This window comes from Kribbella speibonae (genome assembly GCF_004331375.1).
Classification (GTDB): Bacteria; Actinomycetota; Actinomycetes; order Propionibacteriales; family Kribbellaceae; genus Kribbella; species Kribbella sindirgiensis.
The window spans coordinates 156,780-182,523 of sequence record NZ_SJKC01000009.1; the positions used below are offsets into that span (position 1 = coordinate 156,780).

Consider the following 25,744-nt stretch of genomic DNA (forward strand, 5'->3'; position numbering starts at 1 on the left):
GAAGATGGATCTCATGAGAGCCGTAGTACAGCGAGTCAGTCAGGCGTCGGTCACCGTGGACGGCGAGGTGGTCGGGGCGATCGACGGGCCCGGGCTGGTGGTCCTGCTCGGCGTCACCCACGACGACACCCCCGAGAAGGCCGCCGCGCTGGCCGCGAAGATCTGGACCCTCCGCATCCTCCACGACGAACGCTCCGCGGCCGACGAACAGGCCCCGATCCTCGCGATCAGCCAGTTCACCCTGTACGCCGACACTCGCAAGGGCCGCCGCCCCTCCTGGAGCGCCGCCGCCCCCGGCCCGATCTCCGAACCGCTCTACGACTCCTTCTGCACCGCCCTCGAAGCCCTCGGCGCCAAGGTGGAGCGCGGGATCTTCGGGGCCCACATGGACGTTGCCCTGACCAACGACGGGCCCGTCACCCTCATTCTCGACGCATAAGACAACCGGCCCCCGGATCCGTGCGGGATCCGGGGGCCGGGGTTCTGGGTCGGTGAGGTTCGACTCAGAGAGTGTCTGCTGTGATCAGCTGACGACGCCGGCGGCCGAGTGGGCCACGACGACCTTGGTGTTGAGGCCAGGAACCTCGACGACCAGCGCGTTCACCGAGATGTAGCGCGCCTGCCGCATGACCTGGTTGAAGGTCAGCTTGGCGACACCCGGGATGACCAGCGTCTTGTTCTCGCCGGTCGGGACGGCGTAGGACTTGCCGCCGACCCGGATCGACGCGATGGTCGAGGACGAGCTCACGCCGGCCTTGTTGTCCTTGGTCTTCCACGCGGACGCGGAGGACTCGATCGCGCCGATGGACAGGTTGCCCACCTTCACGCCCGCGACGTGCGAGGTGAAGTTGATGTAGGACTTGCCCTCGCCGATGGCGCCGTTCTTGGTGGTGTAGACACCGCCGACGTAGGCGACCTTCGGGATGTTCAGCTCGCCGACCGCGACCCGGACCGTCTTGCCCTCAGTACCCTGGCAGGTGGTCTGGAGCGAGGTGGCGTCGGAGACGACCAGCTTGTCGGCCGTGGCCTTGGTGCCGTAGGCGTCACCGATGACCAGCGCGGTCGCCGGCTTCGAGATCTCCGCGCGGGTCTTCAGCACCGCGACGTCGACGCCCTGCGGGATGTACTGGTTCTTCACCGTCGCGTGCAGCACGACCGCCTGCGCGTACGAGTAGATGCCGGACGCGGTCTTCACGCCGCCGACGCGGTTCAGAACGATGTAGCCCAGGCCCGGTACGGCGACCTTGGTGTTCGGCTTCGGGTTCAGCAGCGACGGCACCGAGATCGCGCCGATCCGCACGCCCGCGAAGGTGGTGCTGCCGGTGTAGGACAGCTGGCCCTTCGAGTACTTCGACGTGGTGGTGGTCTTCACGCCGGTCAGCGTGAGCAGGCTCCCGACGCGGACGTCGGCGGCCGTCGCGGTGCTGGTGACGCCCGTTCCGCTCTTGTTGTTGAACGCGTGGGTGTCGGTCTTCACCGAGCGTGCGATCGCCTGGTTGTTCACGTTCGCCGTGGACAGGTCGTTCTTGTCGTGCTTGGTGGCGTCCGTGGTGCAACCGAACTTGCTGATCACCTGCGGGCCACTGTTCGCCAGCCCGGATTGAACATCGGTCCCGTACGAGTAACCGCTGTAGCCGAAAACCGGCGAAGCGGACGCGGAACCCGACGTCAGCGCAATCGTAGAAGCCACGCCGACAACCGCCGCAACACCGACGGCAGCGAGCTTCTTGTATCCGATGCGGGGTCGCATTGACCCCTCCTCCCTGAGTGATGACGTGACCCGAAGTGCGGGTCAGGACACAGACACAACTCAGTCGATTGCGGTAGGTGACGAGCCGACCGCTGTCCGAGACCAAACCGTTACCTTGCCGCTCGTTCCACGAGATTTCCCGGTCTGACCCGTAACCCGGCTGCGATGACCCGGAAACCCTGCACGGTAAGCGATCCAGGCATGCCGAAGGGCCCGGACGCGCAAGGTCCGGGCCCCTCGGTGCTTACTTCAGGGTGGGCCACCGTCGGGTGGTGGTGGCACCTTCTGTAACGAACGACCGGTCAGACGGTGACGGCCACTTCCGCAACCTCGCCGTACTGCGCGACCACCTGACGGTCGACCGGGTCGGCCTTCGGGGCCAGCGTGCGCAGCGTCCAGCTGCCCGGCGCCGCGAAGAACCGGAAGTGCCCGGTCGCCGAGGTCGGTACCTCGGCGGTGAACTCACCGGTGGCGTCCAGCAGCCGCACGTACGCGCCGCCGACCGGCTCCTCGCCGCGCAGCACCTGGCCCTGGATGACTGCTTCCTTGTCGACGTCGACGCCCTTGAGGTCGAGGCCGCCCTGCTTAGCTCCGCACATGTGTCACGCCTTTCCGGGCTCGTCGCCGAGGGCAACGGGTACGCCGACCAGCGAACCCCACTCGGTCCAGGATCCGTCGTAGTTCTTCACGTTCGCCTGGCCGAGGATCTCGTGCAGCACGAACCAGGTGTGCGCCGAGCGCTCGCCGATCCGGCAGTACGCGATGGTGTCCTTGCCGAAGTCCACACCGGCGTCGGCGTACAGGGTCTTCAGCTCGTCGTCGGCGCGGAAGGTGCCGTCGTCGTTGGCCGCCTTGCTCCACGGAATGCTGGCCGCGGTCGGGATGTGACCCGCACGCTGCGCCTGCTCCTGCGGCAGGTGGGCCGGGGCGAGCAGCCGGCCGGCGTACTCGTCGGGGCTGCGCACGTCGACCAGGTTCTTCACGCCGATGGCGTCCTTGACCTCGTCGCGGAAGGCGCGGATCTCCAGGTTCTGCGGCTGCGCGGTGTACTGGGTGGCCTCGCGCTTCACGACCTCGTCGGTCAGCTCGCGGCTGTCCAGCTCCCAGCGCTTGCGGCCGCCGTCGAGCAGGCGGACGTCACCGTGGCCGTAGAGCTTGAAGTACCAGTACGCGTACGCCGCGAACCAGTTGTTGTTGCCGCCGTACAGCACGACCGTGTCCTCGTTCTTGACACCACGGTCGGACAGCAGCGCCTCGAACTGCTCCTTGCTGACGAAGTCCCGGCGGACCGGGTCCTGCAGGTCGTCCTGCCAGTCGATCTTGATCGCACCGGCGATGTGGCCGGCGTCGTACGCCGAGACGTCTTCGTCGACCTCGATCAGGACGACCCCGGCGTCGTTCTTGTGCTCCTCGACCCAGTCGGCCGAGACGAGCGCGGATTCCCTGCTCATGTGTGCTGCCTCTTCTCAGTTGGTAGCGGTGGATGGCGTACGAATGCGGTGGATCAGCAGATAGGCCTCGCAGCCGAGGCAGAGCCCGACGGCCGCGTTCACGAACGCGGCGACCAGGGCGAATCCGGTGGCGACCACTCCCAGAACGGTCACGCCGGTCAGGTACCCGACAAGACCGGCGACCGCGAAGACGAGGCCGACCAGTTGGGCGAACCGCGGCGGCGCCGCGTCCTCCAGCTCCTTCGGCGGGCCCAGCCGGGGCCGGACCAGCCGCTTGAACAGCAACCCGTACGGCGACGCGCCGACGCCGAACGCGACCGAGATCGCGAACACCACGGCCTGCACCGCCAGCGGCCACGGGTTGTTCAGGACGAGCGTCAGCGCCAGGACGACGGTGGTCACGCCGGCAGCGAACCGGAGCCCGCGCGGATCCACCTTGGCTGTCACTTCGGACATGACGACTCCCGGTGAAGGAGGGTGTCGAGCCGGACCCCGCCCGAGTGTGCGGGAGGCGACGTACGCGGAACCGTGCTCAGCGACCGGTTCCGCAGCGCTCGGGACGCCGCCTGGTCAGCGGCGACGACACAGCGACGAGCGGACGCGGCAGTTGTCCACTGCGCGTCGCTTCGTCAGCCAAGTCGTGTACACCACGCAACGAGACTACGGAACCTGGGAGGGTGCACCACCCGTGGTCCCATCACGTGAGACAACTGATCAAATTGCGGACAAGCAGGCTCAGACGCGGACCACGTTGGTACCGGCGACCTTGTCGTGCAGCGCCTGCTTCTTGTCGTCCCAGAGCGGCCACAGGTAGTTGAGCAGCAGCGCGAGGGAGGCGAAGAGGCCGACGACCGGGACCGAGCCGGCCAGGGTCAGGGCCAGGATGAGGCCGGTGCGCTTCGCCGCGGCGGCGCGCGGCGGCTTGCCCGGGGCCTCCCGCAGCCGGACCGCGATGCCGGTCGCCATCTTGCCGGGCGTCCGGCCCTTCGCAACCAGGAACAGGTACTCGTAGACGAAAAAGACCAGGGCCCCCAGCAGGGACGCCGGGATGGCCCACTTGTACACCTCGGACGGCATCGCGGTCGGGGTCGAGCTACCGGCCCGGGCAGCGTCCAGGACCTCCTCGATCCACGAGTTCATCACCTTGCTGGACTGGTAGTAGAAGTAGCCCGTCAGCGGCAACGCGATGAACCAGGCGATGATCGAGTCGATGATCCGCGCGAAAACCCGGCGCCACCAGCCGGACAGCATCTGCCCGTCCGGAGTCATGCCGGAGTTCTGCCCCTGGTAGGCGAAACCCTGTCCGCTCTGCGGGTACGCCGGGTAGCCGCCCTGTTGCGGGGCCTGCTGGCCGAACTGCGGCGACTGCGCCGGCCCGCCACCGCCGTACACCTGTCCGTGCTCCGCGGTCTGCCCGTACTTCGGCAGGTCCTGCGTCTTGGACTGACCGAACTGCCCCTGGAACGGCGGTGGGCCCTCCTGTGGCCGACGCTGATCCGTCCAGGCGTTGCCGTCCCAGTACCGCTGCTGGGTCGGGTCCTCAGGGTCGTCGTACCAACCTGCTACTTGAGAGCTCACCCGCAGAGTCTTGCCTACGTCGCGGTTCATTGGCCATCCGGTGGCGTGTACCGGACACAGTCAGCTCGGCTGACGGTCGATCGCGACGGCCAGCGCGGCGATCACATCCGGCTTCCGCGGCGCTCCGCTGGCGCGCTTCACCACCGCTCCGGTGCTGTCGAGCACCAGCGTGGTCGGCGTACGGAGGATGTCCAGCCGGCGCACCAGCTCGAGGTGGGACTCGGCGTCCAGCTCCACGTGGCGTACACCGTCGACCATGCCCTCGACCTCGGCCAGCGTCCGCCGCGTGACCCGGCAGGGCGCGCAGAACGCTGACGAGAACTGCAGCAGCGTCGCCCGCTCGCCCAGCTCCCCACCCAGCTCCGCGGGCGTCACTCGCTCCACGTCGTCCTCGCTCTTCCCGCGAAACCGCCCGTCGATCCAGGCCTTGAGCACACTCAGCCCCACGCCGGCTACGACCGCCGCGACGAGTACCCACAGCCCCAGACTCACAGTTACCCACGGTACGACGCGCTGTTCATGATTCAACCGCCCGTTTCACGTGCTGAGAAGCACCTGCGGATCCACAGCGAGGCGGTGGCGCGAACGCCCGGTCGGCCAGGGCAGGCTGTCCTCACCGTCCCCCGGGTACCGCGGGACCACGTGCAGGTGCAGGTGGTCGACACTGCGGCCGGAGCCGGGCCCACTGGCGTTCAGCAGGCAGACACCGGTCGCCCCGAGCCTCTCCACCATCTTCTGCGCGATGCGCTGCGCCAGGTCCATCACCAGCGTCAGGTCACCCGGCTGCGCGTCCAGGAGACCTGCGGTGGTGTGACGGCGCGGCACGACCAGTGTGTGTCCCGGGGCGATCTCCTCACCGGGCAGCGGGAGGAACGCGACCGCCGCGTCCTCCTTGGCGATCCAGCGGGCCGAGTCGGCGGAGATCAGGCCGCAGAAGACGCAGGCATCCATCTGCCGATTCTCCTCCGGTCTAATAGGTGCTGTGGAGAGCGGAGTGACTGTGCGGTCCGGGGTGGTGATTCCCGAGGCGGAGCTCATGTGGCGGTTCTCACGGTCGAGCGGACCGGGCGGGCAGTCCGTGAACACCACGGACAGCCGCGTCGAGCTCAGCTTCGACGTGGCGAGTACGTCGGCGTTGAGCGACGTACTGAAGACGCGGGCGCTGGAGCGGCTCCAGTCGCGGCTGGTCGACGGGGTGGTGACGATCGCCGCGTCGGAGTACAAGTCGCAGTGGCGCAACCGGGAGGCCGCGCGGGAACGGCTCGCCGTCCTGGTCCGGGAGGCGATCGCTCCGCCGCCCCGGAAGCGACGGCCGACCAAGCCGAGCAAGGGGTCCGTACGGCGCCGGCTGGACGACAAGAAGCGCCGCGGCGAGACCAAGCGGCTCCGGGGTCGACCGGACGACTGACTCGGCCCTCTGGCTGGATACGCTTGCCCGCGTGCAGGAAACGGGGAGCGGGGGGCAGGAGCCGGAGGAGCTCCCGGAGTTTCAGGATCTCAAGGTGCGGGGCCGCTCGGTCCGGACGTGGGCGATCAGCGCCGGCGCCGTACTGCTGGTGGTCTCGGCGGCCTTCGGGGGCCTGAAGAAGGCCGGCGACGAGACTCCGCAGGTGGACGCCGGCACCGCGATCGACGCCGGCCAGTTCGAGGTCACCGTCCAGCGGGTCGTCACCGTGAAGGACCTGAAGCCGCTGTTCACCCCGGACGACGGCGGGGTGCTGATCGCGGTCGTGACGAAGCTGAAGGTCACCGACGACACCGGCACGACGCCGCCGTCGGACCTGATCCGGCTGATCGGAGTACCCGGGGTCAAGGACACCGACCCGCCACTCGGCACCACGAACCTGCGCGACGCGACCATGAACCCGGTCCTCACACCGGACGCGGCCGAGGACATCGCGTACGTCTGGAAGCTGCCGAAGGCGAGCCAGTTCCCGACCGAGGTCAAGCTGACCGTGCAGGGCTACGAGCACGTGGACGAATCGCTACTCGACCACCACGAGAAGTGGCTGCCGGACGAGATCGCCGCGGAAGGCACGATCGCGGTGAAGGCCAAATGAGTCGCCGGACACTGCTCAACATCGGGCTCACGCTCGCAGTGCTGGTCGCGATCGTCGGGCTGTACCGGTTGACGCCGACCCAGCAGGACATCCAGCAGCCGACCCCGGTCAAGGGCATCGTCGGGCGCGCGGTGCAGACGCCGCGGTTCGATCTGACCGTCGACGACGTACGGGTCGGCACGAAGCTGCGGATCCCGCGGTCCACGCCGGACCGGGACTCGCTGACCGCCTTCGTGGTCGTCGACGCCAGTGTCACCGCCAAACGGGAGCCGATGCACATCTTCGGCGTCAAGATCCGGTCCGCCGACGGCATCACGTACCTCGGCGCCAACCGCAGCGGTCTCGACCGGGTCGACCTGACCGGGACCGAGTTCGCGCCGGACATCCCGGTCCGCGGCTCGTTCGTGGTCGAGATGCCGGCCGACAAGGTGCCCGGGGCAACGTTGCTGGTGATGGAGAAGTCGATCCTGAACGACCTCGAACCGCAGGTCACCGTGCCACTCGGCGAGGACGCCCCTCAGGTGCAGGACGTCGTCGCCCTGACCGCTGCGAGCGACACGTGAGCGGCGCACGCCGGGCCCGCCGCGGCTGGTTCCGGAAGAACACGGTCGCGCTCGCGACGCTGGTGGTGGCCATCCCGCTCGCCGGGTGGTGGACCACACGCAGCGACTACAAGTCCTGGTACAACAACGAGCCCCGCGATCCCATATCGGTGGCGGCGGGCGGTACGTCGTACAACGGTGCCACCTGGTACGCCGCCAACGTCGAGGAGAACCCTGCTTCGACCGAGAAAGGGCCCTCGCTCCCCGAAGGCACCACACGGATCCGGGTGTACTTCCGGCTGCAGGTGGACAACCTGTCCGCGCTCGAAGGGCTCGGCGGCTGCCAGGTCCACCTCCGGGCGCCGGACGGCCGGATCTGGGACGAGGACGCGCTCGCGGACGACTACCAGGACCGTCCGACCGGCTGCAGCGGCGGCTCCGACAACCAGCCGTCGAGCTGGCGTGGCACCGCGGCGCCGTACTACCTGAAGCCGGTGGCCGGGAAGCCGTTCGAGACGGTCGCGGTGTTCGTCGTACCGTCGTCCGTCGCCGGCAGCGTGCAGCCGACGATCACGTGGGCTACGAAGCTCCCTCAGTACTTGGCATTCCCGAGGTAGCCGCGCTGAGGTCGGTGACACCGTGGTCGCCGGCCGACTGCTCGTGCACCGCACGGGTCCGCGGGGTCAGGTAGCCGGCCAGGCCGCCGATCATCCGGTCGTACGCGGCAGCGAGCAGGCTGACCTGCAGCATGATCTTCAGGCCGTCGGTGACCAGGTTCAGCGGCTCGTCGATGACCTGCCAGAACTGCAGCGAGTGCGGTCCGAGCACCCACACCTTCAGGGCGATCCACACGCCGCTCGCGGCGAACGTGACGACCGCCCAGGCCAGGAAGTACCCGAGCATCGGCCGCAGGCCGGAGCGGACCACCAGCCGGAATGCCTCCAGGACAGGGGTCCACCGGTCCTTCCAGTCGGCCATCACCGAGTTCCCGGCGACACGGACGATCCGCGGCGTCTGCTGCCAGCGGTTCGTGATCCGGTCGAACCGCCAGCGCGGCTTGTCGAGCTTCTGCACGACGCGGCCGTAGATGATCGCGGTCATGGTGATCCACATCAGCGGGAGCACAGCGGCGTTCCAGAGGTCCCCGATACCGGCGGTGAGGAACCCGGTGACCGCGTCCCACACCTCACGGACCTGGCTGACGCCCAGCACGTGGTCGAGCACCCACGTGTAACCGTCGTGCAGCCACTGCCAGACCTGGCGCTCCTTCAGCCACGTCTTCGGCGACGGGATGTACGAGGACGCCTGATAGATGACCACGAAGATCCAGAGCGCCTCGAGGTACGTGACGAACAGCTTGCGGACCGCGCCCTCTCGTTCCTTCTTCCACTTCTTGAACACGAACCGGAGCAGGTACGCCGTGGCGCCGAGCCCGATGAACAACCAGGTGGACAGCGACTGCAATCCCGTGGACTGCGGTGCGACGCTGCCACCGGTGAGGATCGTCGCGGCCGTCTCGTTCACCTTGTGGACGGCCAACTGGTACTCGTAGTCGAGCGCCTCGTTCTGCAGGAACTTGTAGGCGGCGTAGAAGGCCAGGAACGGCAGGAGCGCGGCTGCTACCGCATCGATCGGCCCGTGCTCTCGTCCGGGCTCCATACCGTCCGGAGCAAGCGTGCCCTCGGCAACCGCTCTGCGGTGGAACGGCAGCTCGCCGCGGAGGACCAGGAACATGGTCACGTACATCGCCAGCGAGACCACTACGAGCAACGCCAGTACGGCGATGCCGGCCGCCTCAGCTTTGGCGCCTGCCTGGACCGCTACCCACTGCAGTCCGCGGTGCACCAGTTGGGCCACCAGAAACACCGCCAGAAGGCGCGGCCACGCCTTCCCGAACAGGACCCCCGCGCGACCCACCGTAGTGAGCAGCGTCCCCGACTCCATCGCCACGGCGACGAATGTACCTGGCGGGGAGGCCTACTGCGTGCCCCTGCTCAGCCTGGCTGGTCAGCCACCCGCGAAGGGCGGGAGCGCGTCCACCAGAGCACCCTGGGTGAGCGGTGTGCCCGGCTCGGCGCGCTCGCCGTCCAGGAGGAACGTGCAGATCGACAGCACCCGCGCCAGCTCCGGCCGATCGGTCGAAACGGTCGTCACCAGGTCACGGATCGAGCCCGCCTCGGCGGTCGCCGACGACTCCCCGGCGGCCGAGCGTGCGGCAGCGAAGTACCTGATGGTCACTTCCGGCATCTGGTCCGCGCCTCACTAATCGGTTAAGTCTCGGCTATTATGTCAGCTTGCTGTTAGACCCAGTGTGTCCCAGGCCCCCGGCAACGACGCCGTCGGGGCCTGACGCGCACGAGGACCGGATCGCGGCCACCGGATCCGATGATCAGCACAAGGAGACAGCGTGAGCACGTTGCTTCTGCTGACGAACGCACTGCAGGCCTCCACCGAGGTCCTGCCGTCGCTCGCCCTGCTCCCCCACCAGATCCGCATCCTCCCCGCGGAGGTCTCCGCGCTGGTCGATGCCCCGGATGCCGACGCCGTGCTGCTCGACGCCCGCCGCGACCTGGTCGCGGTCCGGAGCGCCTCGCGGCTGATCCGCACGACCGGCATCGACGTACCGCTGATCCTGGTCGTCACCGAGGGCGGCCTGACCGCGGTCAACGCCGACTGGGGCGCGGACGACGTACTGCTCGACACCGCCGGCCCGGCCGAGATCGAGGCCCGGCTGCGGCTCGTCATCGGCCGCCTCGCCGCGACCCGCAACGACGAGCCCGAGTCCACGCTGATCCGCAGCGGCGACGTCGTGATCGACGAGGCGTCGTACACCGCGAAGCTCAACGGGCGGGCGCTCGACCTGACGTACAAGGAGTTCGAGCTCTTCAAGTTCCTCGCGCAGCACCCGGGCCGGGTGTTCACGCGCGAGCAGCTGCTCCAGGAGGTCTGGGGCTACGACTACTTCGGCGGTACGCGGACGGTCGACGTGCACGTACGGCGTCTACGCGCGAAGCTCGGCCCCGAGCACGAGGCGCTGATCGGCACCGTCCGGAACGTCGGCTACCGCTTCGTAGTCCCGCCGGCGCCCGCCGCGCGCGAGTCCGCCGACGTCTCTTCCTAGAAGAAGAACTTCAGCAGGGTGAACGCCAGGGCGGCCGCCGTGACGAAGGCTGCCTTCCAGGACCCGACGCCCTGCCGGACCGCCGCCACAAACACCCCGACGGTGACCGGCACCAGCATCACCAGCAGGGTGACCCCGGCCGCGTGAACGCCGACGTGCGCCTGCGCCGTCAGGATCAGCCCCACCACGAATGCCACCGTCAACCCGAGCCAGCTGGTGATCTGCACCGGCCCGTCCGCGCTGCGATGCCCGCGATGCGAAGCCCTGGGAGCCCGCCGGTGCGAGGTCGGAGCAACGTGCGCCATCGCTCACCTTCCGTAAGTGCCTGAGTACGCAAGGTACCAGGATCACTGACAAGAACGAAAAAGCAGCCGGCGGTACCGCAGGTTGTTGCGGAGCGGCCGGTACGCCGCGCTGTCAGGCGACGTACCGGCTCTCGTTCAGCTCCCGTTTCAGCCCTGCGCGGTCAGGACCCGATGGAGATGCGGTCGGTCGCGACCGGCGTGTACGGGTCGTGCGCGGTCAGGTAGTTCGCGAACGCATCGATGTCCAGCCCGCCGAAGAACTTGTTCGTCGCCGTGGTGAAGGCCGGGAAGCCGTCACCGCCGTCCGACAGGAAGTTGTTCGTGACGATGCGGTACGTCGTACCGTCGACCAGCGGCTGCCCGCCGATCTTGATCGAGCCCGCCACCACCTTCGAGCCCGCCGCGGCGGCCGGGTTCCAGGTGTAGGTGATGCCCGCGACCTGGAGCACCTTGAACTTCGGCGCGTCCGGACCGTTCACCCCGGAGAACTGCTGCTCCAGCAGGGCCTTGATCTGCGTCCCGGTCATGTCCATCGAGACCAGGAAGTTGTTGAACGGCTGCACGGTGAAGGCCTTCCCGAAGGTGACCTCACCGTTGGTGGACGCCAGGTCGGCGCGGATACCGCCCGGGTTCATGAAGGCCACGACCGGCGTCTTGCCACCGGTCACGACGCTCGGGTCGGCCAGCTGCGCGTCGGCGATCAGGTTGCCCAGCGGCGACTCGAGCGAATCGTCAGGGGTCCGCACCACCGACGGGGTGGTGATGTGCCCGATCACCTTGTTCTCGATCGGGGCGACCAGGGCCTTGTACTTCGCGATCAGGGCCGCGGTCTTCGGGTCCTGCACGACGTCCTGGGTGATGATCTGGTTGTTCGCCAGCGTGTTCACCCGGTCGACGTCGCCGGTCGCGTTGTCGATGCTCAACCGGACGTCGGTCACCAGCCGGCCGAACGACGACGCGCTGGTGACGAGCCGCGGGTTCTTGTCCTTGTCCGGCAGGGAGCAGTTGTACCCCTGGTGGGTGTGGCCCGAGATGATCGCGTCGATCTCCGGGTCCAGGTTGGCGTTGATGTCCATGATCGGGCCGGAGATGCCCGGGCAGCTGTTGTACGCCTTCGGGTCGGCCGGGAAACCGCCCTCGTGCAGCAGCACGACGATCGACTCCACGCCCTTCTTCTTCAGCACCGGGACCAGCGCGTTCGCAGTGTCGACCTCGTCCTTGAAGGTCAGCCCCTCGACGCCGGACTTGGTCACGATGTTCGGCGTGTTCTCCAGCGTCATCCCGATGAAGCCGACCTTCTTACCGTCCTTGAAGGTCTTGATCGTGTACGGCGCGAACAGGGTCTTCCGGGTGTTCTCGAAGAACACGTTCGCGGCGAGGTACTTGAACTTCGCGCCCTCGAACGGGTGCGCCGCGTCCGGGCAGGAGTTCTGGTTGTTCGCCCCGTCGCCGTCCGGCAGGCAGCCGCCGGTCTGCATCCGGAGCAGCTCGTGCCAGCCCTCGTCGAACTCGTGGTTGCCCACCGACGCAGCCTCGAGTCCCATCCCGTTCAGCGCTTCGACCGTCGGCTCGTCGTGGAACGCGGCCGACAGCAGCGGCGAGGCGCCGATCAGGTCACCCGCGGCGACCGTCACCGAGTCCTGGCCCTTCGCGTGCGCGGCGGCCCGCAGCTGCTTCAGATGCGTGGCGAGGTACGCCGCGCCGCCCGCCGGGATGCCGTTGATGTTGCCGCTGGACCCGGTCGCGGGCTCCAGGTTGCCGTGGAAGTCGTTGATCGCGAGCAGCTGGATCTGGCTGTGCGTCGGCTTCGGCTTCTTCGCCTGCGCCGCTGTGTCCTGCGCCGCTGTGTCCTGAGTCGCGTCCTGTGTCGCGGCTCCGGCCTGGCTCACGGATCCCCCCGCGGCCAACGCGAGCGCGACGGCCGTCCCGGTGACGAGCAGCCCGACCGCCCGCCGTCCCCCCAACCGTGCCCTGCCTCGTCCTGTGATGGCCATTTCTTCTCCGTCGTCTCGGTCACCGCTGTTGCGGTGCCGCGAAATCCTCCGCGGTTCCGCGAAAGTTACCCGTGACGACGCGCCCTCGCCAGGACCTGAGCATGAACTGAACCGGACCTTTTACGGTATTCAGGTGACCCTCGAAGCCGTTCCCTCACCGTTGCCCTCGGCCACTGCCGCCGCCGTCACGGAACTCGCCCGCGCCGCAGCACACAGCGACGGCGTCAACCCGCTCTCCGAACGCACCCTCCTGCACCTCGACGGCGAACACCCCGGCGACGTCCACGTCCTCGCCTACGAAGGCGATCCCGGCACCATCGAGGTCAGCGGCCTGCAGAGCGCCCGCAACCTGGTCGGGTACGGCGCCCTGTCCCCTGACGGCTCCGCCGAACTCTTCGTCGCCCCGCCGTTCCGCCGGCAAGGCTTCGGCGCGGCACTCCTCCGCATCCTCCTCGACCACGGCGGCGCCCGTACCAGCGTCTGGGCCCACGGCCGCCTGCCCGGCTCCGACGAACTGGCCCACCGCCTCAACCTCGAGGTCACCCGCGAGCTCTACTTCCTCCGCCGTACCAGGGCTTCCTTGCCCGATCCGGTGTGGCCCGACGGCATCGACGTACGCACGTTCGTCCCCGGCCAGGACGACGCCGCCTGGCTCAAGGTCAACGCCGCCGCCTTCGCCGACCACCCCGAGCAAGGCAGCTGGACCGCCGCAGACCTGGCCGAACGCTTCCAGCAACCGTGGTTCGACCCCGACGGCTTCTTCCTGGCCGTCGACTCCGCCACCGGAGCGATCGCCGGCTTCCACTGGACAAAAGTAGAAGAAGGCATAGGCGAGGTGTACGTAGTAGGCGTCTCCCCCACCCACCAAGGCCAAGGCCTAGGCAAAGCCCTGACCCTCCAAGGCCTCCACCACCTACAAACCACCCGCAACCTCAACGAAATAGTCCTCTACGTAGACGGCACCAACACCCCAGCCCGAGCCCTCTACACCTCCCTAAACTTCACCACCGCCGCCCTAGACGTCCAATACACCCCCGCCTGACCCGCCCCGCACCCCCTGTGAACGACATCACAACGAAGTCACTCGCTCACTTCCCGTCATAAACCCCGCCCCCACCCGTCCCACCACCAACCAGGAGCCGTCCGAGCCTCTAACCCCCCAGCCGGGCGGCTCCTGGCCCCAACCCAGTTATCCACAACTGCATCTTTTGACATCGAACCCACCCCCACCCCACCGTTACGATCTGTGTCAACTACGGAGGGCTGACACACGTGACACACCGCAACAGGCCAACCATCACTCTCCTGGCCTGCCTGACCACGACCGCGCTACTGACCTCCTGCGCCCAAAAGAGCCCCGAGGCCGGCCGCCCCAACACGGCCCCGCCACCAGCCACGTCCGCAAGCTCTGCGACACCCACTGAATCCACGTCCTCGCCTTCGACCGCAAGCGGCCCGCCTGAACGCCCCGCGAACGCGAAGGGGCTTACGCTCGCGGCAGGCGAGCAGTTCGTTCGCTACTACAGCGAATTGCTCAACTACGCCTCCGAGACCGGCAACACCGCGCCGATGCTCGACAACAGCGAAGCTGGTTGCGAGAGCTGCAAGTCGTACGCAGGATTTGTGGCGAAGGCGAACGCGGCTAACGGACTACTCAAGGGTGACTACCGGGAGCGGGTGACCGACGTCCCTGACCTGTTTCGCGGGGAGGGCGGGCATCTGGGCGGTTCCGCAAATGTGAGCGTGGGCGCCTACGTGAGCCAGGAAACGAAGACCTCCGCTCCAATCAGAGTGAAGGCTGCGAAATACAAGCGTGAGTTCGGACTATCGGTCAGCCATGGCAACTGGGTCATGTACGAGATGGAACTCGTGAAGCAATGAAGAAGATGGTGAAGGTAGTCGTCACGCTCAGTGCGCTACCGGTGCTGGCGAACGTCGCACTCGACACTTCCTGGGCCGATGCAGACGGACGGCTGACTTCTTCTGAGATCGCCACTCAGCCTAAACCCAAGCCGAAACCTGAGGTGACCGGCGGCAAGATCAAGGAGGGTACGTCGGTAAGGGGTACGGGCCGAGTGCCGCATCGAGAACGAATCACGAAGTCGGCCACAGAAGAGAAAGCGTCGACCAGAAAGAACGAGTCCGATCGGCCGAAAGTCCCCGCCGATCCGCCACACACGAAAGACAACCCACCGACAGACTCCAAAGAACGAACCGACTTCAAAATCAACATCGGTATCTGTGGTCGTGTGCAGACGGACGGGAGTATTCCCGGTCCGAACCGGTGTCAGCCGGGCGGCGATGAACGGCGGCATACGATACGCAAGGTCCCGCGGGAGGTCGTGCGGCCACGGCCCGAAGACATCACCTGGGAGCAGGTGCGGTCGGAGACCAAGAACATCATGTTCCCGGGGCTCTCGGTCAAGGTTCAGCCGGACGGTCGGACGCTGGTGAATCTGGACACCATCATCTACACCGACGACAGCAAGGTCTCGAGGACCACCGTCACATTGCTCGGATTCCCTGTCCTGGTGGAGGCGACGCCGATCAGCTACACCTGGCGGTTCGGTGACGGGAGTCCGGCGCTCACCACGAGCACGCCCGGCAAGCCGTACCCGTCGAAAGAGATCACCCACAAGTACATGAAGCGCGGCAACGTCAGCCTCACGCTGACCACCAACTACGCCGCCCGCTTCAACGTCGCCGACACCGGCTGGCAGTACATCGAAGGCACCGTCCCCATCACCGGCCCCGCCACCGCTCTCCAGGTCCGCGAAGCAATCCCCGTCCTCGTAGACCCCGACCGCTGATCTCATCCCGCCAGCGACCTGCCGCAGGTAGGGCGCTGTCCGGCCGATGCCGTCATACAGAGTCCGCACTCGGCCGGGACGGTCCGGTTCTACCGCGTCAACAACGGAGGGCGCACACTTGACACGCAAATCGCGAACGGTCACACGCCTGGCCTGTCTGAGCGCCACGGCGCTGCTAGCGTCCTGCGGCCAGGCTGGCCACCCGGACCCATCGGCGCCAACCGGTGGCCCGAGTGACGCGGTGAGCACACCATCTGCAGCGGCCCCCACCGCTCCGCCCATGCGTCCGCAGGCTGCGACCGGAGGAAGTCTCGCCGCCGGGGAAGCTTTCATCGGGCATTACGTTGATTTACTCAACTATTCCCGTGGAATGGGCGACCCTGGGCCGCTCCTGGCAGCGAGCGACAAAGGTTGTATCGGTTGCAAGGCCATCGCTGACTACGCCAAGAAGATCAACCTCAAGAACGGGACCCTTGAAGGCGACTACAACGATCGTCTGATCGAAGTGAAGGAGATATTTCGAGGGAGCTCCGGACGGCTCGGCGGCTCGGCGACCCTCAAGTCGGGGACGTACACCGAACGGGATTCCCCGAACGCGTCGCCAGTTCCCCAGGGAGGCGGCACCGGGACGATGGAGTTCACCCTCTCGCCCCGCGGCGGGAACTGGGTAATGTACGAGATGGAAATCAAGGAATGGCATCCGGACTCACCACAGCCGAAGTAGAGCCTGAAAAGCGCTCGCTGCCCACTCGACGTCGCCAACATCGGTTTGCGGTCGGTCGCATGCGCCATCCCGGTCGGCCCACTCCAGATCCGCTAAGCAATCGCTTCACCGAAGAGGTCGGCACAACTTGTCACGACTCAACAGGCCGACCGTCGGACTTCTGATGTGCGTGGGCGCCGCGGTTCTCGCTGCCTGCAGCCAAGGCGGCTCCGACGCAGGTCGCCCAAGTACGCCGTCCTCGTCTGGCAGTCCGCAAGCCTCTGGATCGACCACTGCTGCGACAAGTAGCACGCCGGCAACTCCGCCCGCGCGGCCTACAGCCGCCGTTGGTCTCTCACTGGCTGCAGGTGAGGCGTTCGTCAGGCATTACGTCGACTTGATGAACTACGCGTCCCAAACCGGCGACGGCGCGCCCCTTCTCGCCGAGAGCGAGGCCGGATGCGAGGGCTGCAAGCAGTACGCCGACATCGCGCGAAAGATCAATGCCGCGGACGGTGGGCTCAGCGGGGACTACTTCGAGCGCGTGACCAAGGTGACCGGACTAACTCGCGGGCGCAGCAGCAACCGGCTGTTCGGCTCCGCGGCGGTCACGATCGGCTCGTACACGACGAAGGACTCGCCGACCGCGGAGCCAGTTACGACCAAGCCGAGGCGCTATACGGAGAAAGTCGCGCTCTCACCGAGTAATGGCAACTGGGTCATGTACGAGATCGAACTCAAGGAGAGCTGACAACGCAGAACGTGAGCGGGTGGGTGGGGAGGGTTTCGGTCCGGGGTGAGTAGGTAGTCCTCCCCAAGTCAAGCTTGCTGGCCGCTGCCGAGCGCTTTTCGGAGGTGGTTGGTGAGGTGGGTGTGGGCTGTTCGGGTGGTGCCGGGGACTGTTAGGAGGTTGGCGTGGCCGTGGGGGAGGGTGGGGTGGTGGGCGTGGGTTAGGGGGTTGCCGGCGGCGGTTAGGGCGGTGGCGTATTCGAGGCCTTCGTCTCGGAGGGGGTCGAAGCCGGCGGTGGTCAGGTAGGTGGGTGGGAGGCCGGTGAGGTCTTCGGCTCGGAGGGGGGAGACGATCGGGTCGGGGCGGAGGGTGGGGTCGGGGGTGTAGTGGTCGCGGTACCAGATGATGTCTTCCTCGGTGAGGAGGAAGCCCTCGGAGAACAGGTCTCGGCTGGGGCGGCGGGCGACCAGGTCTACGGCTGGGTAGAGGAGTACCTGGAGTGCCGGCTGTGGGAGGCCGCGGCGGACTGTTTGCTGGGCGACCACGGCTGCGAGGTTGCCGCCGGCGCTGTCGCCGCCGACGGCTACCAGGGCGGGGTCCGCGCCTAGGTCTTCCGCGTGGTCGACGGCCCAGGTGAATGCGGCGATCGCGTCTTCGGCGGCGGTTGGGGCGGGGGCTTCGGGGGCCAGGCGGTAGTCGACGGAGAGGACGCGGATGCCGGCGTCCGCGGCGATCGCGCGGCAGAGCGCGTCGTGGGTGCCGAGGTCTCCGACCACCCAGCCGCCCCCATGGAAGAAGACCAGGAGACCACCGCTGCCCAAGCGCCTTGCGGCACCAGCGTCCGGCGCCGAGCCGGATGCCGACGGTCCGGGCGCGGTGGAGGGACCGGGGCCAGCTGAACTGGGCGCGGGCGGGGTGGGTGGGGTGGGGCGGGGGATGTATAGGCGGGCTTCTAGTTGGCCGGCTGCGCCTCGGACGGTTAGGTCGGTTACTCGGAGTAGGGGGGCGGGGGTGCCGGGGATCAGTTTGCAGAGGTTGCGGAAGTGGGTGCGGGCTGTTGCGGCGTCGGTTTTGGTTGTGTGTGGCAACAAGTTGTCGACGCGCAGGAGGAGTTGTACGTCGGGGTCGAGGGTGTTGCCGTCGATCTGGATCGGGGCGCCGGCGAGCCGTCGGCGGACGGCGGCGGGCAGGGCGTACAGCGGGAGGAGGGCGTTCGCTTGTACGGCGGTCACCGTGTCGCGCAGTACCGAGTCCAGTCGTAGGTTCACAAGATGTGACGCTAGCAACCGTGGCCGCCAAGAAGCGTCGACAGGCAACGAAAAGGTCACATCGGCCAACGCGCGGACGGCTACCCGTTGTTCACCAAAGGATGGGATGCTGAGCGGTGTGGCTGGAGATCTGCTGGCATCGCACAACCGGGAGTACGACGTTGAACCGCCGTACGACATCAGTGCGGCCGGTGACCTCCCCGCGGACCGGTTCTCCGACCGGGAACTGAGCTGGCTGGCCTTCAACCAGCGGGTCCTGGAGCTCGCTGAGAACGACCGGATCCCGCTGCTCGAGCGGGCCAAGTTCCTCGCGATCTTCGCCAGCAACCTGGACGAGTTCTACATGGTCCGGATCGCCGGTCTGAAGCGCCGGATCGCGGCCGGGGTCGCGGTGAAGGCGGCCAGTGGCCTGCTCCCCCGCGAGGTTCTGGACCGCAGCCTGGCGCGGAGCCGGGAGCTGATGGACCGGCACGCGGAGACCTGGCGGAAGTCGGTGCAGCCGGCGTTGACCGAGCAGGGCATCGACATCCTGCGCTGGGACGAACTGGAGCACGGCGAGCGCGAGGACATGACCCGGTTTTTCCGGGAGCGCGTGTTCCCGGTGCTGACCCCGCTGGCGGTCGACCCGTCGCACCCGTTCCCGTACATCTCCGGTCTGAGCCTGAATCTCGCGGTCGTGGTCCGCAACCCCGACACCGGCGGTGAGCATTTCGCCCGGGTGAAGGTGCCGCCGCTGCTGCCGCGGCTCGTCAAGCTCGCTGAGGGCCGGTTCGTGCCGCTCGAGGACGTGATCGCGACCCACCTCGGCCAGTTGTTCCCGGGGATGGAGGTCACCCAGCACCACACGTTCCGGGTGACCCGCAACGAGGACCTCGAGGTCGAGGAGGACGACGCCGAGAACCTGCTGGCCGCGCTCGAGAAGGAGCTGCTACGCCGCCGGTTCGGTCCTCCGGTGCGGCTCGAGGTGGAGGAGTCGATCGATCCGCAGGTGAAGGCGCTGCTGCTGTCCGAGCTGGGCGTCACCGAGGCGGAGGTGTTCGAGCTCCCGGGCCCGCTCGACCTGCGTGGTCTGTTCACCATCGCCAGCCTGGACCGGGCGGAGCTGAAGTACCCGGCGTTCGTGCCATCGACGCATCCGCACCTGGCCGAGGTGGAGACCTCGAACCCGGCCGACATGTTCCACGCGCTCAAGCAGCGCGACGTGCTCGTCCACCACCCGTACGACTCGTTCTCCACGAGCGTGCAGCGCTTCATCGAGCAGGCCGCCGCGGATCCGCACGTGCTGGCGATCAAGCAGACGCTGTACCGGACCAGTGGTGACTCCCCGATCGTGGACGCGCTGATCGACGCCGCGGAGGCCGGCAAGCAGGTGCTGGTCCTGGTGGAGATCCAGGCGCGCTTCGACGAGCAGGCGAATATCAAGTGGGCCCGGCAGCTCGAGCACGCCGGTTGCCACGTCGTGTACGGCGTCATCGGCCTCAAAACGCACTCCAAGCTGTCGCTGGTCGTCCGTGACGAGCCGGACGGCCTGCGCCGGTACGCGCATATCGGGACCGGCAACTACCACCCGAAGACGGCCCGGCTGTACGAGGACCTCGGCCTGCTGACCAGCGACAAGGTGGTCACGGAGGACGTCGCGCTGCTCTTCAACCACCTGTCCGGCTTCGGTCGGAGCGCCGGCTACCGGCGGATCCTGGTCGCCCCCCAGTCGGTACGGCGGGGGCTCGTCGAGCGGATCGACCGCGAGGTACAGCACCACCACGCGGGCCGCCCGGCGCGGATCCGGATCAAGGTGAACAGCCTGGTCGACGAGGCCCTGTCCGACGCGCTCTACCGGGCGTCCCAGGCCGGCGTACCGGTCGACCTGTGGATCCGCGGCATCTGCACGATCCGTCCCGGCGTACCCGGTCTCTCGGAGAACATCCAGGTCCGCAGCATCCTGGGCCGGTTCCTCGAGCACAGCCGGGTGTTCCTGTTCGAGAACGGCGGTGAGCCGGAGGTGTGGATCGGCTCGGCCGACCTGATGCACCGCAACCTGGACCGCCGGGTGGAGGTACTGGTGCAGCTGAAGCAGCCGGACCACGTCACCGAGCTCAGTGAGCTGTTCGACCTGGCGATGGATGACGGCACCGGCTCCTGGTGGCTCCAGGCGGACGACACGTGGCAGGCCCGGCTCAGCGGGCCGGACGGTGAGCCACTGCGGGACATGCAGGAAAGGCTGATCGCAACGCGCGGCCGCCGCCGGGCCTCCGAAACGATTGCTTAGTCGCGTCCTAGGGTGAGTTCATGAGCAACACGGCGACCGTCATCGCCGCGGGTGGTGTCGTGTGGCGAGAGCGCCGCGGCACCCGACAGGTCCTGCTGGTGCACCGGCCCCGGTACGACGACTGGTCCCTCCCGAAGGGCAAGCTCAACGCGCACGAGCATGTGCTGCTCGGTGCGCGCCGGGAGATCGAGGAGGAGACCGGACTGCAGGTCGTCCTCGGTCCCCCGCTGGGCGTACAGCGGTACGCGGTCCGCAAGAACGGCGGGACCGCGGAGAAGCTGGTGCACTACTGGGCGGCCGCACCGGTCAACGGCGGCGAGTTCGAGCCGAACGACGAGGTGGACCAGGTCAGCTGGCTCCCGGTCGAGAAGGCCCGCAGCAAGCTCAGCTACCCACGTGACGTGGACATCCTGGACGCATTGGACCAGGCGGTTCCGGTCGTGTCCACAGTGGTCGTCGTACGGCATGCAGAGGCTGTGAAGCGGAAGGACTGGGACGGCAAGGACACCCTCCGTCCACTGACCAGCAACGGTACGGCGGTCGCACAACGCATGACCGGCGTACTGGCCGCACTGGGCGCCAACCGGATCATCAGCAGCGACGCGGAGCGGTGCGCCGCGACAGTCATGCCGTACGCCGCCTCGATCGACCGGCACATCCACCTGTGGCCGGAGATCTCCGAACGCGGGTACGACGCCGACCCGGACGGACTGCGCGGTCTGGCCGAGCGGGTGTGGAGACCGGGCAAGGTGACGGTCGTCTGCTCGCACCGGCCGGTCCTGCCGGCGCTGGCGCGGGAGCTGGGCCTGAGGGTCGGTAAGTACTCCACGGGTGCGTTTCTGGTCGCACACCGACTGGCTGACGGGCGGCTGTTGCACGAGCGATTCAGCGCACCGTAGCCGCCGCGACACGGCTCGGTGACGATCCAGGCACAGCCGACGGGGTGGCCGGGTGACACTGGAGGTGACGGGTATGTTCCTACCCGAGGAACCGGCGCCCCACCGGGTGCCGGTCTGAGGAGAGGTTCGGGGCGCACCATGACGATGATGCGAGAACTGACACTGATCGGGATCCGGATGGAATCGCCCAACCGGGCCCCGGTGATGATGCTGCGCGAGTCCGAGGGCTACCGCTACCTGCCGATCTCGATCGGCTCGGTCGAGGCGACGGCGATCGCCTACGAGGAACAGGGCCTGCGTCCGTCGCGGCCGCTCACCCATGACCTGATGCGCGACCTGATCGAGGCGTTCGGCGTGCACATCGAAGCGGTCGAGATCGTCGAGTTGCGCGACGCCGTGTTCTACGCCGAACTCGTGCTGGCCAACGGCGCCCGGGTCTCGGCCCGCCCGAGCGACTCGGTGGCGCTCGCGGTCCGTCTCGGTACGCCGATCCGCTGCACCGAAGAGGTACTGCGGGAAGCCGGCGTCGCGACCCCCGAGGAGGAACAGGCGGAACTGGAGCGCTTCCGGCAGTTCCTCGACGGAGTCGCCCCGGAGGACTTCTCCAGCTGAGTTCTACGCCCCTGCAGGGCACTACTGTTCATAGTGAAGATGCGCCGAGCGTTACCGGAACGTGAGCAAACAGCCGTTTACATCGACGGAGAGTGACGGCTCTTAACTCAGTTCACCTAATGGCTGCCTGTCGGCACGCCAGACGTCGCACACGCTACCGAAACCGTTCACCGCTCGTTCACCGGTGACGGACCGGTCGGTCACCTGGTCTCCCTACCGTCTGTGGAAGTTCAGAAGTCTGATTCCCGCAGAAGGGCAACACTCTCGTGTCCGTCAATCGCCTGTTCCGCGTCGGCTCCGTCGCCGTGGCCTCCCTCGGCGTCCTCGCCCTGAGCGCCTGTGGCAGTGACCCCGAGCCGACCGGTTCGTCGAGCCCCGACTCCTCGGCGTCGTCGGCCGGCGCCGAGTGCCCGCAGGGCACGCTGAACGCCGAAGGTTCCTCGGCGCAGAAGAACGCCATCGAGGAAGTCATCAGCAAGTACAACGAGAAGTGCGCCGACGTCACGGTGAACTACAACCCGACCGGTTCCGGCGCGGGTATCAAGCAGTTCAACGCGAACCAGGTCGACTTCGCCGGCTCCGACTCGGCGCTCAAGCCCGACGAGCAGACCGCGGCCACGAAGCGCTGCGCGAACAACGCGGCCGTCAACCTGCCGATGGTCATCGGCCCGGTCGCGATCGCCTACAACGTCGACGGCGTCACCAAGCTGACCCTCGACGGCCCGACCGCCGCCAAGATCTTCCAGGGCACCATCAAGACCTGGAACGACCCGGCGATCGCCAAGCTGAACGCGGGCGTCACGTTGCCGTCGGCACCGATCTCGGTGTTCTTCCGCTCCGACGAGTCCGGCACCACCGAGAACTTCACCAAGTACCTGAAGGCGGCCGGTGGCGGCGCCTGGGCCGGTGAGCCGGCCAAGAAGTGGACCGGCACCGGCGCCGGCAAGGAGAAGTCGGCCGGTGTCGCCGAGGGTGTGAAGAGCACCAAGAACGCGATCACGTACGTCGAGTGGTCGTACGCCGTCGACAACAAGCTCGGCGTCGCGCAGATCGAGACCGGTTCGGGTACGCCGGTCGAGCTGTCCGCCGAGTCCGCCGGCAAGGCGCTGGCCGCGGCCAAGCCCGCCGACGCGTCCGGCAAGGACCTGGCCCTGAAGCTGGACTACGCGACCAAGGCCCCGGGTGCGTACCCGATCATCCTGGTCACCTACGAAATCGCCTGCACCAAGGGCCTTCCGGCCGAGAAGACCGCGCTGGTGAAGAGCTTCCTGAGCTACTTCGTCAGCAAGGACGGCCAGGCGTCGCTGACCGACCTGAACTACGCGCCGCTCCCGGCCGAGATCCAGACCAAGGTCGACGCCGCCATCCAGGCGATCAGCTGATCGAGAAGCAGTACTGATGCGAGCCCCGGCCGATCCGAGTCATCGGAGGACGCCGGGGCTCGCCTCGTCAGATCCAGACGTGACCATCACGACTCAGGCGCTTGGAGCAGCATCGAAATGAGTAGTCCAGACGGCACGGCACCGCCCGACCGGCCGGACGGCACAGCCTCCGACGGGACAGAACCGAAGATCGAGGATCTGGTCCACGAGGACGCCGGCCCGACCCCGCAGTTCGGCGGCCTGGCTTCCGAACACGCCGAGCACGAGGCGGCGCAGCAGCCCGCCGAGGTGATGACCGAGTCCGGTGTCGAGGCCGCGGGGACGAAGACCGCGACCGAGACCGGCGGCAAGCTCGAGCTCGGGCCGGTCGGGCATCTCGGCGACCGGCTGTTCGGCGGGCTCGCCCGCGGCTCCGGCGGCCTGGTGGTCCTGATCGTCGCGTTCGTCGGCATCTTCCTGCTGGCGCTGGCGATCCCGGCGCTGATCGACGACAAGAGCAGCTTCCTGTTCTCCCGGATCTGGGAGCCGGGCGGCGACGAACCGCGGTTCGGGATCGCGGCGCTCTTCTACACCACCGTGATCAGCTCGATCATCGCGATGCTGATCGCGGTCCCGATCGCGATCGGCGTCGCGCTGTTCGTCACGTACTACGCCCCGAAACGGCTGGCCGCCCCGGTCGCGCACGCGGTCGATCTGCTGGCCGCCGTACCGTCGATCATCTACGGCCTGTGGGGCATCCTGTTCTTCGCCCCGATCCTGCGCCCGGTGATCAACGGCCTGTCCACGGCGCTCGGCTGGATCCCGCTGTTCGAGAAGCCTGCGGGCGACAACGTCGGCGTGGTCTTCACCGCGTCGGTGGTGCTGGCGATCATGATCCTTCCGGTGGTCACGGCGATCAGCCGCGAGATCTTCGCGCAGACGCCGATCTCGCACCGCGAGGGCGCGCTGGCGCTCGGCGCGACCCGCTGGGAGATGATCCGGCTGTCGGTGCTGCCGTACGGGCGGTCCGGTGTGGTCAGCGCCTCGATGCTCGGTCTCGGCCGGGCGCTCGGTGAGACCGTCGCCGTCCTGATCATCCTGTCGGTGCCGAACGGCAACGACCCGTGGAACTCGTCGATCTTCGCCGGTGGCGAGACGTTCGCGTCGAAGATCGCCAACAACGCCGCCGAGTTCGACTCGCCGGAGAAGACCGGCGCCTACATCGCGGCCGGCCTGGTGCTGTTCGTCGTCACGTTCCTGGTCAACTCCGCGGCCCGGATCATCGTCGACCGCAGCACACCCGGCGCCAAGCGCCCCCGCCGTAACCGCCGCGCGGGTGCAGCCGAAGGAGCCTCCGCATGACCGCCATCGCAGAGAACAAACCGGCCTACGACGGGAAGGTCCTGGACCTGACCGGGAAGTCCGGCGCCCGGGCCTTCAAGAACACGCTGGCCACCGTGCTGATCGTGCTGGCCTTCGCGGTCGCGATGATCCCGCTGCTGTGGATCCTGTTCACCGTGGTCAGCAAGGGTTATCACCTGCTGCTGAGCGCCGACTGGTGGAGCCAGTCGCAGCGTGGCATCACGGTCCGGCGGGCCGGCGGCGGCGCGTACCACGCGATCATGGGCACGCTGATCATGGCCTTGATCACCGCGGCGATCGCGGTCCCGATCGCGATTCTCGGCGCGGTCTACCTGGTCGAGTACGGCAAGGGCACCCGGGCCGCCAAGGTCGTGAGCTTCATGATCGACATCCTCACCGGTGTCCCGTCGATCGTCGCCGCGCTGTTCGTCTACGCGGTCTGGATCACCGTTTTCGGCTTCAACCGCGTGGGTTTCGCGGTGTCGCTGTCGCTGGTGCTGCTGATGCTTCCGGTCGTCCTGCGGTCCACGGAGGAGATGCTGAAACTCGTGCCGGACGAGTTGCGCGAGGCGTCGTACGCGCTCGGCGTCCCGAAGTGGAAGACGATCCTGAAGGTCGTCGTACCGACGGCGTTCGGCGGCATCATCACCGGCGTGATGCTCGGTCTGGCCCGGGTGATGGGTGAGACCGCGCCGCTGCTGATCCTGGTCGGCTACTCCAAGAACATCAACCTGAACCCGTTCGACGGCTTCATGGGCGCGCTGCCGACGATGATCAACCAGGACCGTACCGAGCTGGCGTTGCCGAACGCCGCGGACCGGGTCTGGGCGGCGGCGCTGACCTTGATCCTGCTGGTTCTTGCCCTCAACCTGCTGGCCCGGCTCGTCGCCCGGTTCAGCACCATCAAGTCGAAATAGTCGAGAGGTTCTGAG

Annotated in this window: 29 protein-coding genes; 17 read left to right on the forward strand and 12 right to left on the reverse strand. The window is 67.6% G+C overall.

The window, feature by feature from the left end; genetic code table 11:
* Positions 1-13 precede the first annotated feature (13 nt).
* Entirely contained in the window at positions 14-439 is a 426-nt protein-coding gene (gene dtd / locus E0H92_RS41620; RefSeq protein ID WP_131500186.1) for a D-aminoacyl-tRNA deacylase, read from the forward strand.
* An 84-nt stretch (positions 440-523) separates the two neighbouring features.
* Here dtd and E0H92_RS41625 read toward each other — a convergent pair whose 3' ends face one another.
* The 7 genes from E0H92_RS41625 to E0H92_RS41655 all read right to left on the reverse strand — a co-directional run bounded on the left by E0H92_RS41625 (position 524) and on the right by E0H92_RS41655 (position 5,730).
* Positions 524-1,690 (reverse strand): choice-of-anchor P family protein, encoded by a 1,167-nt coding sequence (locus E0H92_RS41625; protein WP_238152553.1) that lies wholly within the window; start codon positions 1,688-1,690, stop codon positions 524-526.
* A 362-nt stretch (positions 1,691-2,052) separates the two neighbouring features.
* On the reverse strand, positions 2,053-2,349 hold the full coding sequence (locus E0H92_RS41630; protein ID WP_131460637.1) for a DUF1416 domain-containing protein: 297 nt from the start codon (positions 2,347-2,349) through the stop codon (positions 2,053-2,055).
* Between the two features lie 3 nt (positions 2,350-2,352).
* Positions 2,353-3,201, reverse strand: coding sequence for a sulfurtransferase (locus E0H92_RS41635; RefSeq protein WP_131294192.1), 849 nt, complete (start codon positions 3,199-3,201; stop codon positions 2,353-2,355).
* A 15-nt stretch (positions 3,202-3,216) separates the two neighbouring features.
* Positions 3,217-3,657 carry a DUF4395 domain-containing protein gene (locus tag E0H92_RS41640; protein ID WP_131500187.1) on the reverse strand — a complete coding sequence of 147 codons (441 nt, stop codon included), beginning with the start codon at positions 3,655-3,657 and terminating at the stop codon, positions 3,217-3,219.
* Between the two features lie 279 nt (positions 3,658-3,936).
* Positions 3,937-4,779, reverse strand: a complete 843-nt coding sequence (locus tag E0H92_RS41645) for an RDD family protein (RefSeq protein ID WP_165550268.1) — start codon at positions 4,777-4,779, stop codon at positions 3,937-3,939.
* 60 nt (positions 4,780-4,839) lie between these two features.
* Complete coding sequence (locus E0H92_RS41650; protein ID WP_131294198.1) at positions 4,840-5,271, reverse strand: TlpA family protein disulfide reductase; 432 nt, start codon at positions 5,269-5,271, stop codon at positions 4,840-4,842.
* Positions 5,272-5,316: 45 nt separating this feature from the next.
* Positions 5,317-5,730: an HIT family protein gene (locus tag E0H92_RS41655; protein WP_131460639.1), complete on the reverse strand. Its 414-nt coding sequence runs from the start codon at positions 5,728-5,730 to the stop codon at positions 5,317-5,319.
* 85 nt (positions 5,731-5,815) lie between these two features.
* Here E0H92_RS41655 and arfB point away from each other — a divergent pair, with 85 nt between their 5' ends.
* The 4 genes from arfB to E0H92_RS41675 are packed head-to-tail and all read left to right on the forward strand — an operon-like array spanning position 5,816 to position 7,998.
* Positions 5,816-6,187, forward strand: coding sequence for an alternative ribosome rescue aminoacyl-tRNA hydrolase ArfB (arfB, locus tag E0H92_RS41660; RefSeq protein ID WP_238173835.1), 372 nt, complete (start codon positions 5,816-5,818; stop codon positions 6,185-6,187).
* A 31-nt stretch (positions 6,188-6,218) separates the two neighbouring features.
* A complete protein-coding gene (locus tag E0H92_RS41665) occupies positions 6,219-6,839 on the forward strand; it encodes a hypothetical protein (protein WP_131500190.1) in 621 nt (206 codons plus the stop codon).
* The gene (locus E0H92_RS41670; RefSeq protein ID WP_131500191.1) at positions 6,836-7,402 is read left to right on the forward strand and encodes a DUF4352 domain-containing protein; all 567 of its coding nucleotides are present in this window, start codon (positions 6,836-6,838) and stop codon (positions 7,400-7,402) included. Before E0H92_RS41665 ends, E0H92_RS41670 begins: the two co-directional genes overlap by 4 nt.
* Positions 7,399-7,998, forward strand: a complete 600-nt coding sequence (locus E0H92_RS41675) for a hypothetical protein (RefSeq protein WP_131500192.1) — start codon at positions 7,399-7,401, stop codon at positions 7,996-7,998. Before E0H92_RS41670 ends, E0H92_RS41675 begins: the two co-directional genes overlap by 4 nt.
* Here E0H92_RS41675 and E0H92_RS41680 read toward each other — a convergent pair.
* Complete coding sequence (locus tag E0H92_RS41680; protein ID WP_238152583.1) at positions 7,961-9,325, reverse strand: hypothetical protein; 1,365 nt, start codon at positions 9,323-9,325, stop codon at positions 7,961-7,963. The two genes, E0H92_RS41675 and E0H92_RS41680, sit on opposite strands and share 38 nt — an antisense overlap.
* A gap of 63 nt (positions 9,326-9,388) precedes the next feature.
* The gene (locus E0H92_RS41685; RefSeq protein WP_131345109.1) at positions 9,389-9,628 is read right to left on the reverse strand and encodes a MoaD/ThiS family protein; all 240 of its coding nucleotides are present in this window, start codon (positions 9,626-9,628) and stop codon (positions 9,389-9,391) included.
* A 160-nt stretch (positions 9,629-9,788) separates the two neighbouring features.
* Here E0H92_RS41685 and E0H92_RS41690 point away from each other — a divergent pair, with 160 nt between their 5' ends.
* Positions 9,789-10,502, forward strand: coding sequence for a response regulator transcription factor (locus E0H92_RS41690; protein ID WP_131500193.1), 714 nt, complete (start codon positions 9,789-9,791; stop codon positions 10,500-10,502).
* Here the strand turns inward: E0H92_RS41690 and E0H92_RS41695 are convergent.
* Together E0H92_RS41695 and E0H92_RS41700 are read right to left on the reverse strand one after the other, a co-directional pair.
* Positions 10,499-10,807, reverse strand: coding sequence for a hypothetical protein (locus E0H92_RS41695; protein WP_131294214.1), 309 nt, complete (start codon positions 10,805-10,807; stop codon positions 10,499-10,501). The genes E0H92_RS41690 and E0H92_RS41695 overlap by 4 nt on opposite strands.
* Before the next feature lie 161 nt (positions 10,808-10,968).
* Positions 10,969-12,801 (reverse strand): bifunctional metallophosphatase/5'-nucleotidase, encoded by a 1,833-nt coding sequence (locus tag E0H92_RS41700; protein WP_131500194.1) that lies wholly within the window; start codon positions 12,799-12,801, stop codon positions 10,969-10,971.
* A 133-nt stretch (positions 12,802-12,934) separates the two neighbouring features.
* Between E0H92_RS41700 and mshD the strand changes: the two genes are divergently transcribed.
* From mshD to E0H92_RS45400, 5 genes are all read left to right on the forward strand, one after another.
* Entirely contained in the window at positions 12,935-13,843 is a 909-nt protein-coding gene (gene mshD / locus E0H92_RS41705; protein ID WP_202874104.1) for a mycothiol synthase, read from the forward strand.
* 230 nt (positions 13,844-14,073) lie between these two features.
* Entirely contained in the window at positions 14,074-14,682 is a 609-nt protein-coding gene (locus E0H92_RS41710; protein WP_131500196.1) for a DUF6318 family protein, read from the forward strand.
* Positions 14,679-15,611, forward strand: coding sequence for a PKD domain-containing protein (locus E0H92_RS41715; RefSeq protein ID WP_131500197.1), 933 nt, complete (start codon positions 14,679-14,681; stop codon positions 15,609-15,611). The genes E0H92_RS41710 and E0H92_RS41715 overlap by 4 nt, the downstream gene beginning before the upstream one ends.
* A gap of 46 nt (positions 15,612-15,657) precedes the next feature.
* The gene (locus tag E0H92_RS41720) at positions 15,658-16,335 is read left to right on the forward strand and encodes a DUF6318 family protein (protein ID WP_275670135.1); all 678 of its coding nucleotides are present in this window, start codon (positions 15,658-15,660) and stop codon (positions 16,333-16,335) included.
* Positions 16,336-16,498: 163 nt separating this feature from the next.
* The gene (locus tag E0H92_RS45400) at positions 16,499-17,065 is read left to right on the forward strand and encodes a DUF6318 family protein (RefSeq protein ID WP_238173822.1); all 567 of its coding nucleotides are present in this window, start codon (positions 16,499-16,501) and stop codon (positions 17,063-17,065) included.
* Between the two features lie 68 nt (positions 17,066-17,133).
* Here the strand turns inward: E0H92_RS45400 and E0H92_RS41730 are convergent, their stop codons facing one another.
* Positions 17,134-18,312: an alpha/beta hydrolase gene (locus E0H92_RS41730; protein WP_238173823.1), complete on the reverse strand. Its 1,179-nt coding sequence runs from the start codon at positions 18,310-18,312 to the stop codon at positions 17,134-17,136.
* A 106-nt stretch (positions 18,313-18,418) separates the two neighbouring features.
* Here E0H92_RS41730 and E0H92_RS41735 point away from each other — a divergent pair, with 106 nt between their 5' ends.
* From E0H92_RS41735 to pstA, 6 genes are all read left to right on the forward strand, one after another.
* Positions 18,419-20,578, forward strand: a complete 2,160-nt coding sequence (locus E0H92_RS41735; RefSeq protein WP_131500201.1) for an RNA degradosome polyphosphate kinase — start codon at positions 18,419-18,421, stop codon at positions 20,576-20,578.
* 20 nt (positions 20,579-20,598) lie between these two features.
* Positions 20,599-21,477: an NUDIX hydrolase gene (locus E0H92_RS41740; protein WP_131500202.1), complete on the forward strand. Its 879-nt coding sequence runs from the start codon at positions 20,599-20,601 to the stop codon at positions 21,475-21,477.
* Between the two features lie 138 nt (positions 21,478-21,615).
* Entirely contained in the window at positions 21,616-22,089 is a 474-nt protein-coding gene (locus E0H92_RS41745) for a bifunctional nuclease family protein (RefSeq protein WP_131294232.1), read from the forward strand.
* A 266-nt stretch (positions 22,090-22,355) separates the two neighbouring features.
* Positions 22,356-23,471, forward strand: coding sequence for a phosphate ABC transporter substrate-binding protein PstS (gene pstS, locus E0H92_RS41750; protein ID WP_131460652.1), 1,116 nt, complete (start codon positions 22,356-22,358; stop codon positions 23,469-23,471).
* 291 nt (positions 23,472-23,762) lie between these two features.
* On the forward strand, positions 23,763-24,812 hold the full coding sequence (gene pstC / locus E0H92_RS41755) for a phosphate ABC transporter permease subunit PstC (RefSeq protein WP_131460976.1): 1,050 nt from the start codon (positions 23,763-23,765) through the stop codon (positions 24,810-24,812).
* The gene (gene pstA, locus E0H92_RS41760) at positions 24,809-25,729 is read left to right on the forward strand and encodes a phosphate ABC transporter permease PstA (RefSeq protein ID WP_131460653.1); all 921 of its coding nucleotides are present in this window, start codon (positions 24,809-24,811) and stop codon (positions 25,727-25,729) included. Before pstC ends, pstA begins: the two co-directional genes overlap by 4 nt.
* Positions 25,730-25,744: the final 15 nt, after the last annotated feature.

Bases quoted from the DNA above. Each gene is read 5' to 3' on its own strand.
- E0H92_RS41635 (WP_131294192.1), bottom strand. From the start codon at position 3,201: ATGAGCAGGGAATCCGCGCTCGTCTCGGCCGACTGGGTCGAGGAGCAC.
- pstC (WP_131460976.1), top strand. From the start codon at position 23,763: ATGACCGAGTCCGGTGTCGAGGCCGCGGGGACGAAGACCGCGACCGAG.
- E0H92_RS41740 (WP_131500202.1), top strand. From the start codon at position 20,599: ATGAGCAACACGGCGACCGTCATCGCCGCGGGTGGTGTCGTGTGGCGA.
- E0H92_RS41630 (WP_131460637.1), bottom strand. From the start codon at position 2,349: ATGTGCGGAGCTAAGCAGGGCGGCCTCGACCTCAAGGGCGTCGACGTC.
- E0H92_RS41720 (WP_275670135.1), top strand. From the start codon at position 15,658: ATGCCGTCATACAGAGTCCGCACTCGGCCGGGACGGTCCGGTTCTACC.
- E0H92_RS41745 (WP_131294232.1), top strand. From the start codon at position 21,616: ATGACGATGATGCGAGAACTGACACTGATCGGGATCCGGATGGAATCG.
- pstA (WP_131460653.1), top strand. From the start codon at position 24,809: ATGACCGCCATCGCAGAGAACAAACCGGCCTACGACGGGAAGGTCCTG.
- E0H92_RS41670 (WP_131500191.1), top strand. From the start codon at position 6,836: ATGAGTCGCCGGACACTGCTCAACATCGGGCTCACGCTCGCAGTGCTG.
- arfB (WP_238173835.1), top strand. From the start codon at position 5,816: ATGTGGCGGTTCTCACGGTCGAGCGGACCGGGCGGGCAGTCCGTGAAC.
- E0H92_RS41655 (WP_131460639.1), bottom strand. From the start codon at position 5,730: ATGGATGCCTGCGTCTTCTGCGGCCTGATCTCCGCCGACTCGGCCCGC.
- E0H92_RS41735 (WP_131500201.1), top strand. From the start codon at position 18,419: ATGCTGAGCGGTGTGGCTGGAGATCTGCTGGCATCGCACAACCGGGAG.
- E0H92_RS41685 (WP_131345109.1), bottom strand. From the start codon at position 9,628: ATGCCGGAAGTGACCATCAGGTACTTCGCTGCCGCACGCTCGGCCGCC.
- E0H92_RS45400 (WP_238173822.1), top strand. From the start codon at position 16,499: ATGTGCGTGGGCGCCGCGGTTCTCGCTGCCTGCAGCCAAGGCGGCTCC.
- E0H92_RS41640 (WP_131500187.1), bottom strand. From the start codon at position 3,657: ATGTCCGAAGTGACAGCCAAGGTGGATCCGCGCGGGCTCCGGTTCGCT.
- E0H92_RS41700 (WP_131500194.1), bottom strand. From the start codon at position 12,801: ATGGCCATCACAGGACGAGGCAGGGCACGGTTGGGGGGACGGCGGGCG.
- E0H92_RS41680 (WP_238152583.1), bottom strand. From the start codon at position 9,325: ATGGAGTCGGGGACGCTGCTCACTACGGTGGGTCGCGCGGGGGTCCTG.
- E0H92_RS41695 (WP_131294214.1), bottom strand. From the start codon at position 10,807: ATGGCGCACGTTGCTCCGACCTCGCACCGGCGGGCTCCCAGGGCTTCG.
- E0H92_RS41715 (WP_131500197.1), top strand. From the start codon at position 14,679: ATGAAGAAGATGGTGAAGGTAGTCGTCACGCTCAGTGCGCTACCGGTG.
- dtd (WP_131500186.1), top strand. From the start codon at position 14: ATGAGAGCCGTAGTACAGCGAGTCAGTCAGGCGTCGGTCACCGTGGAC.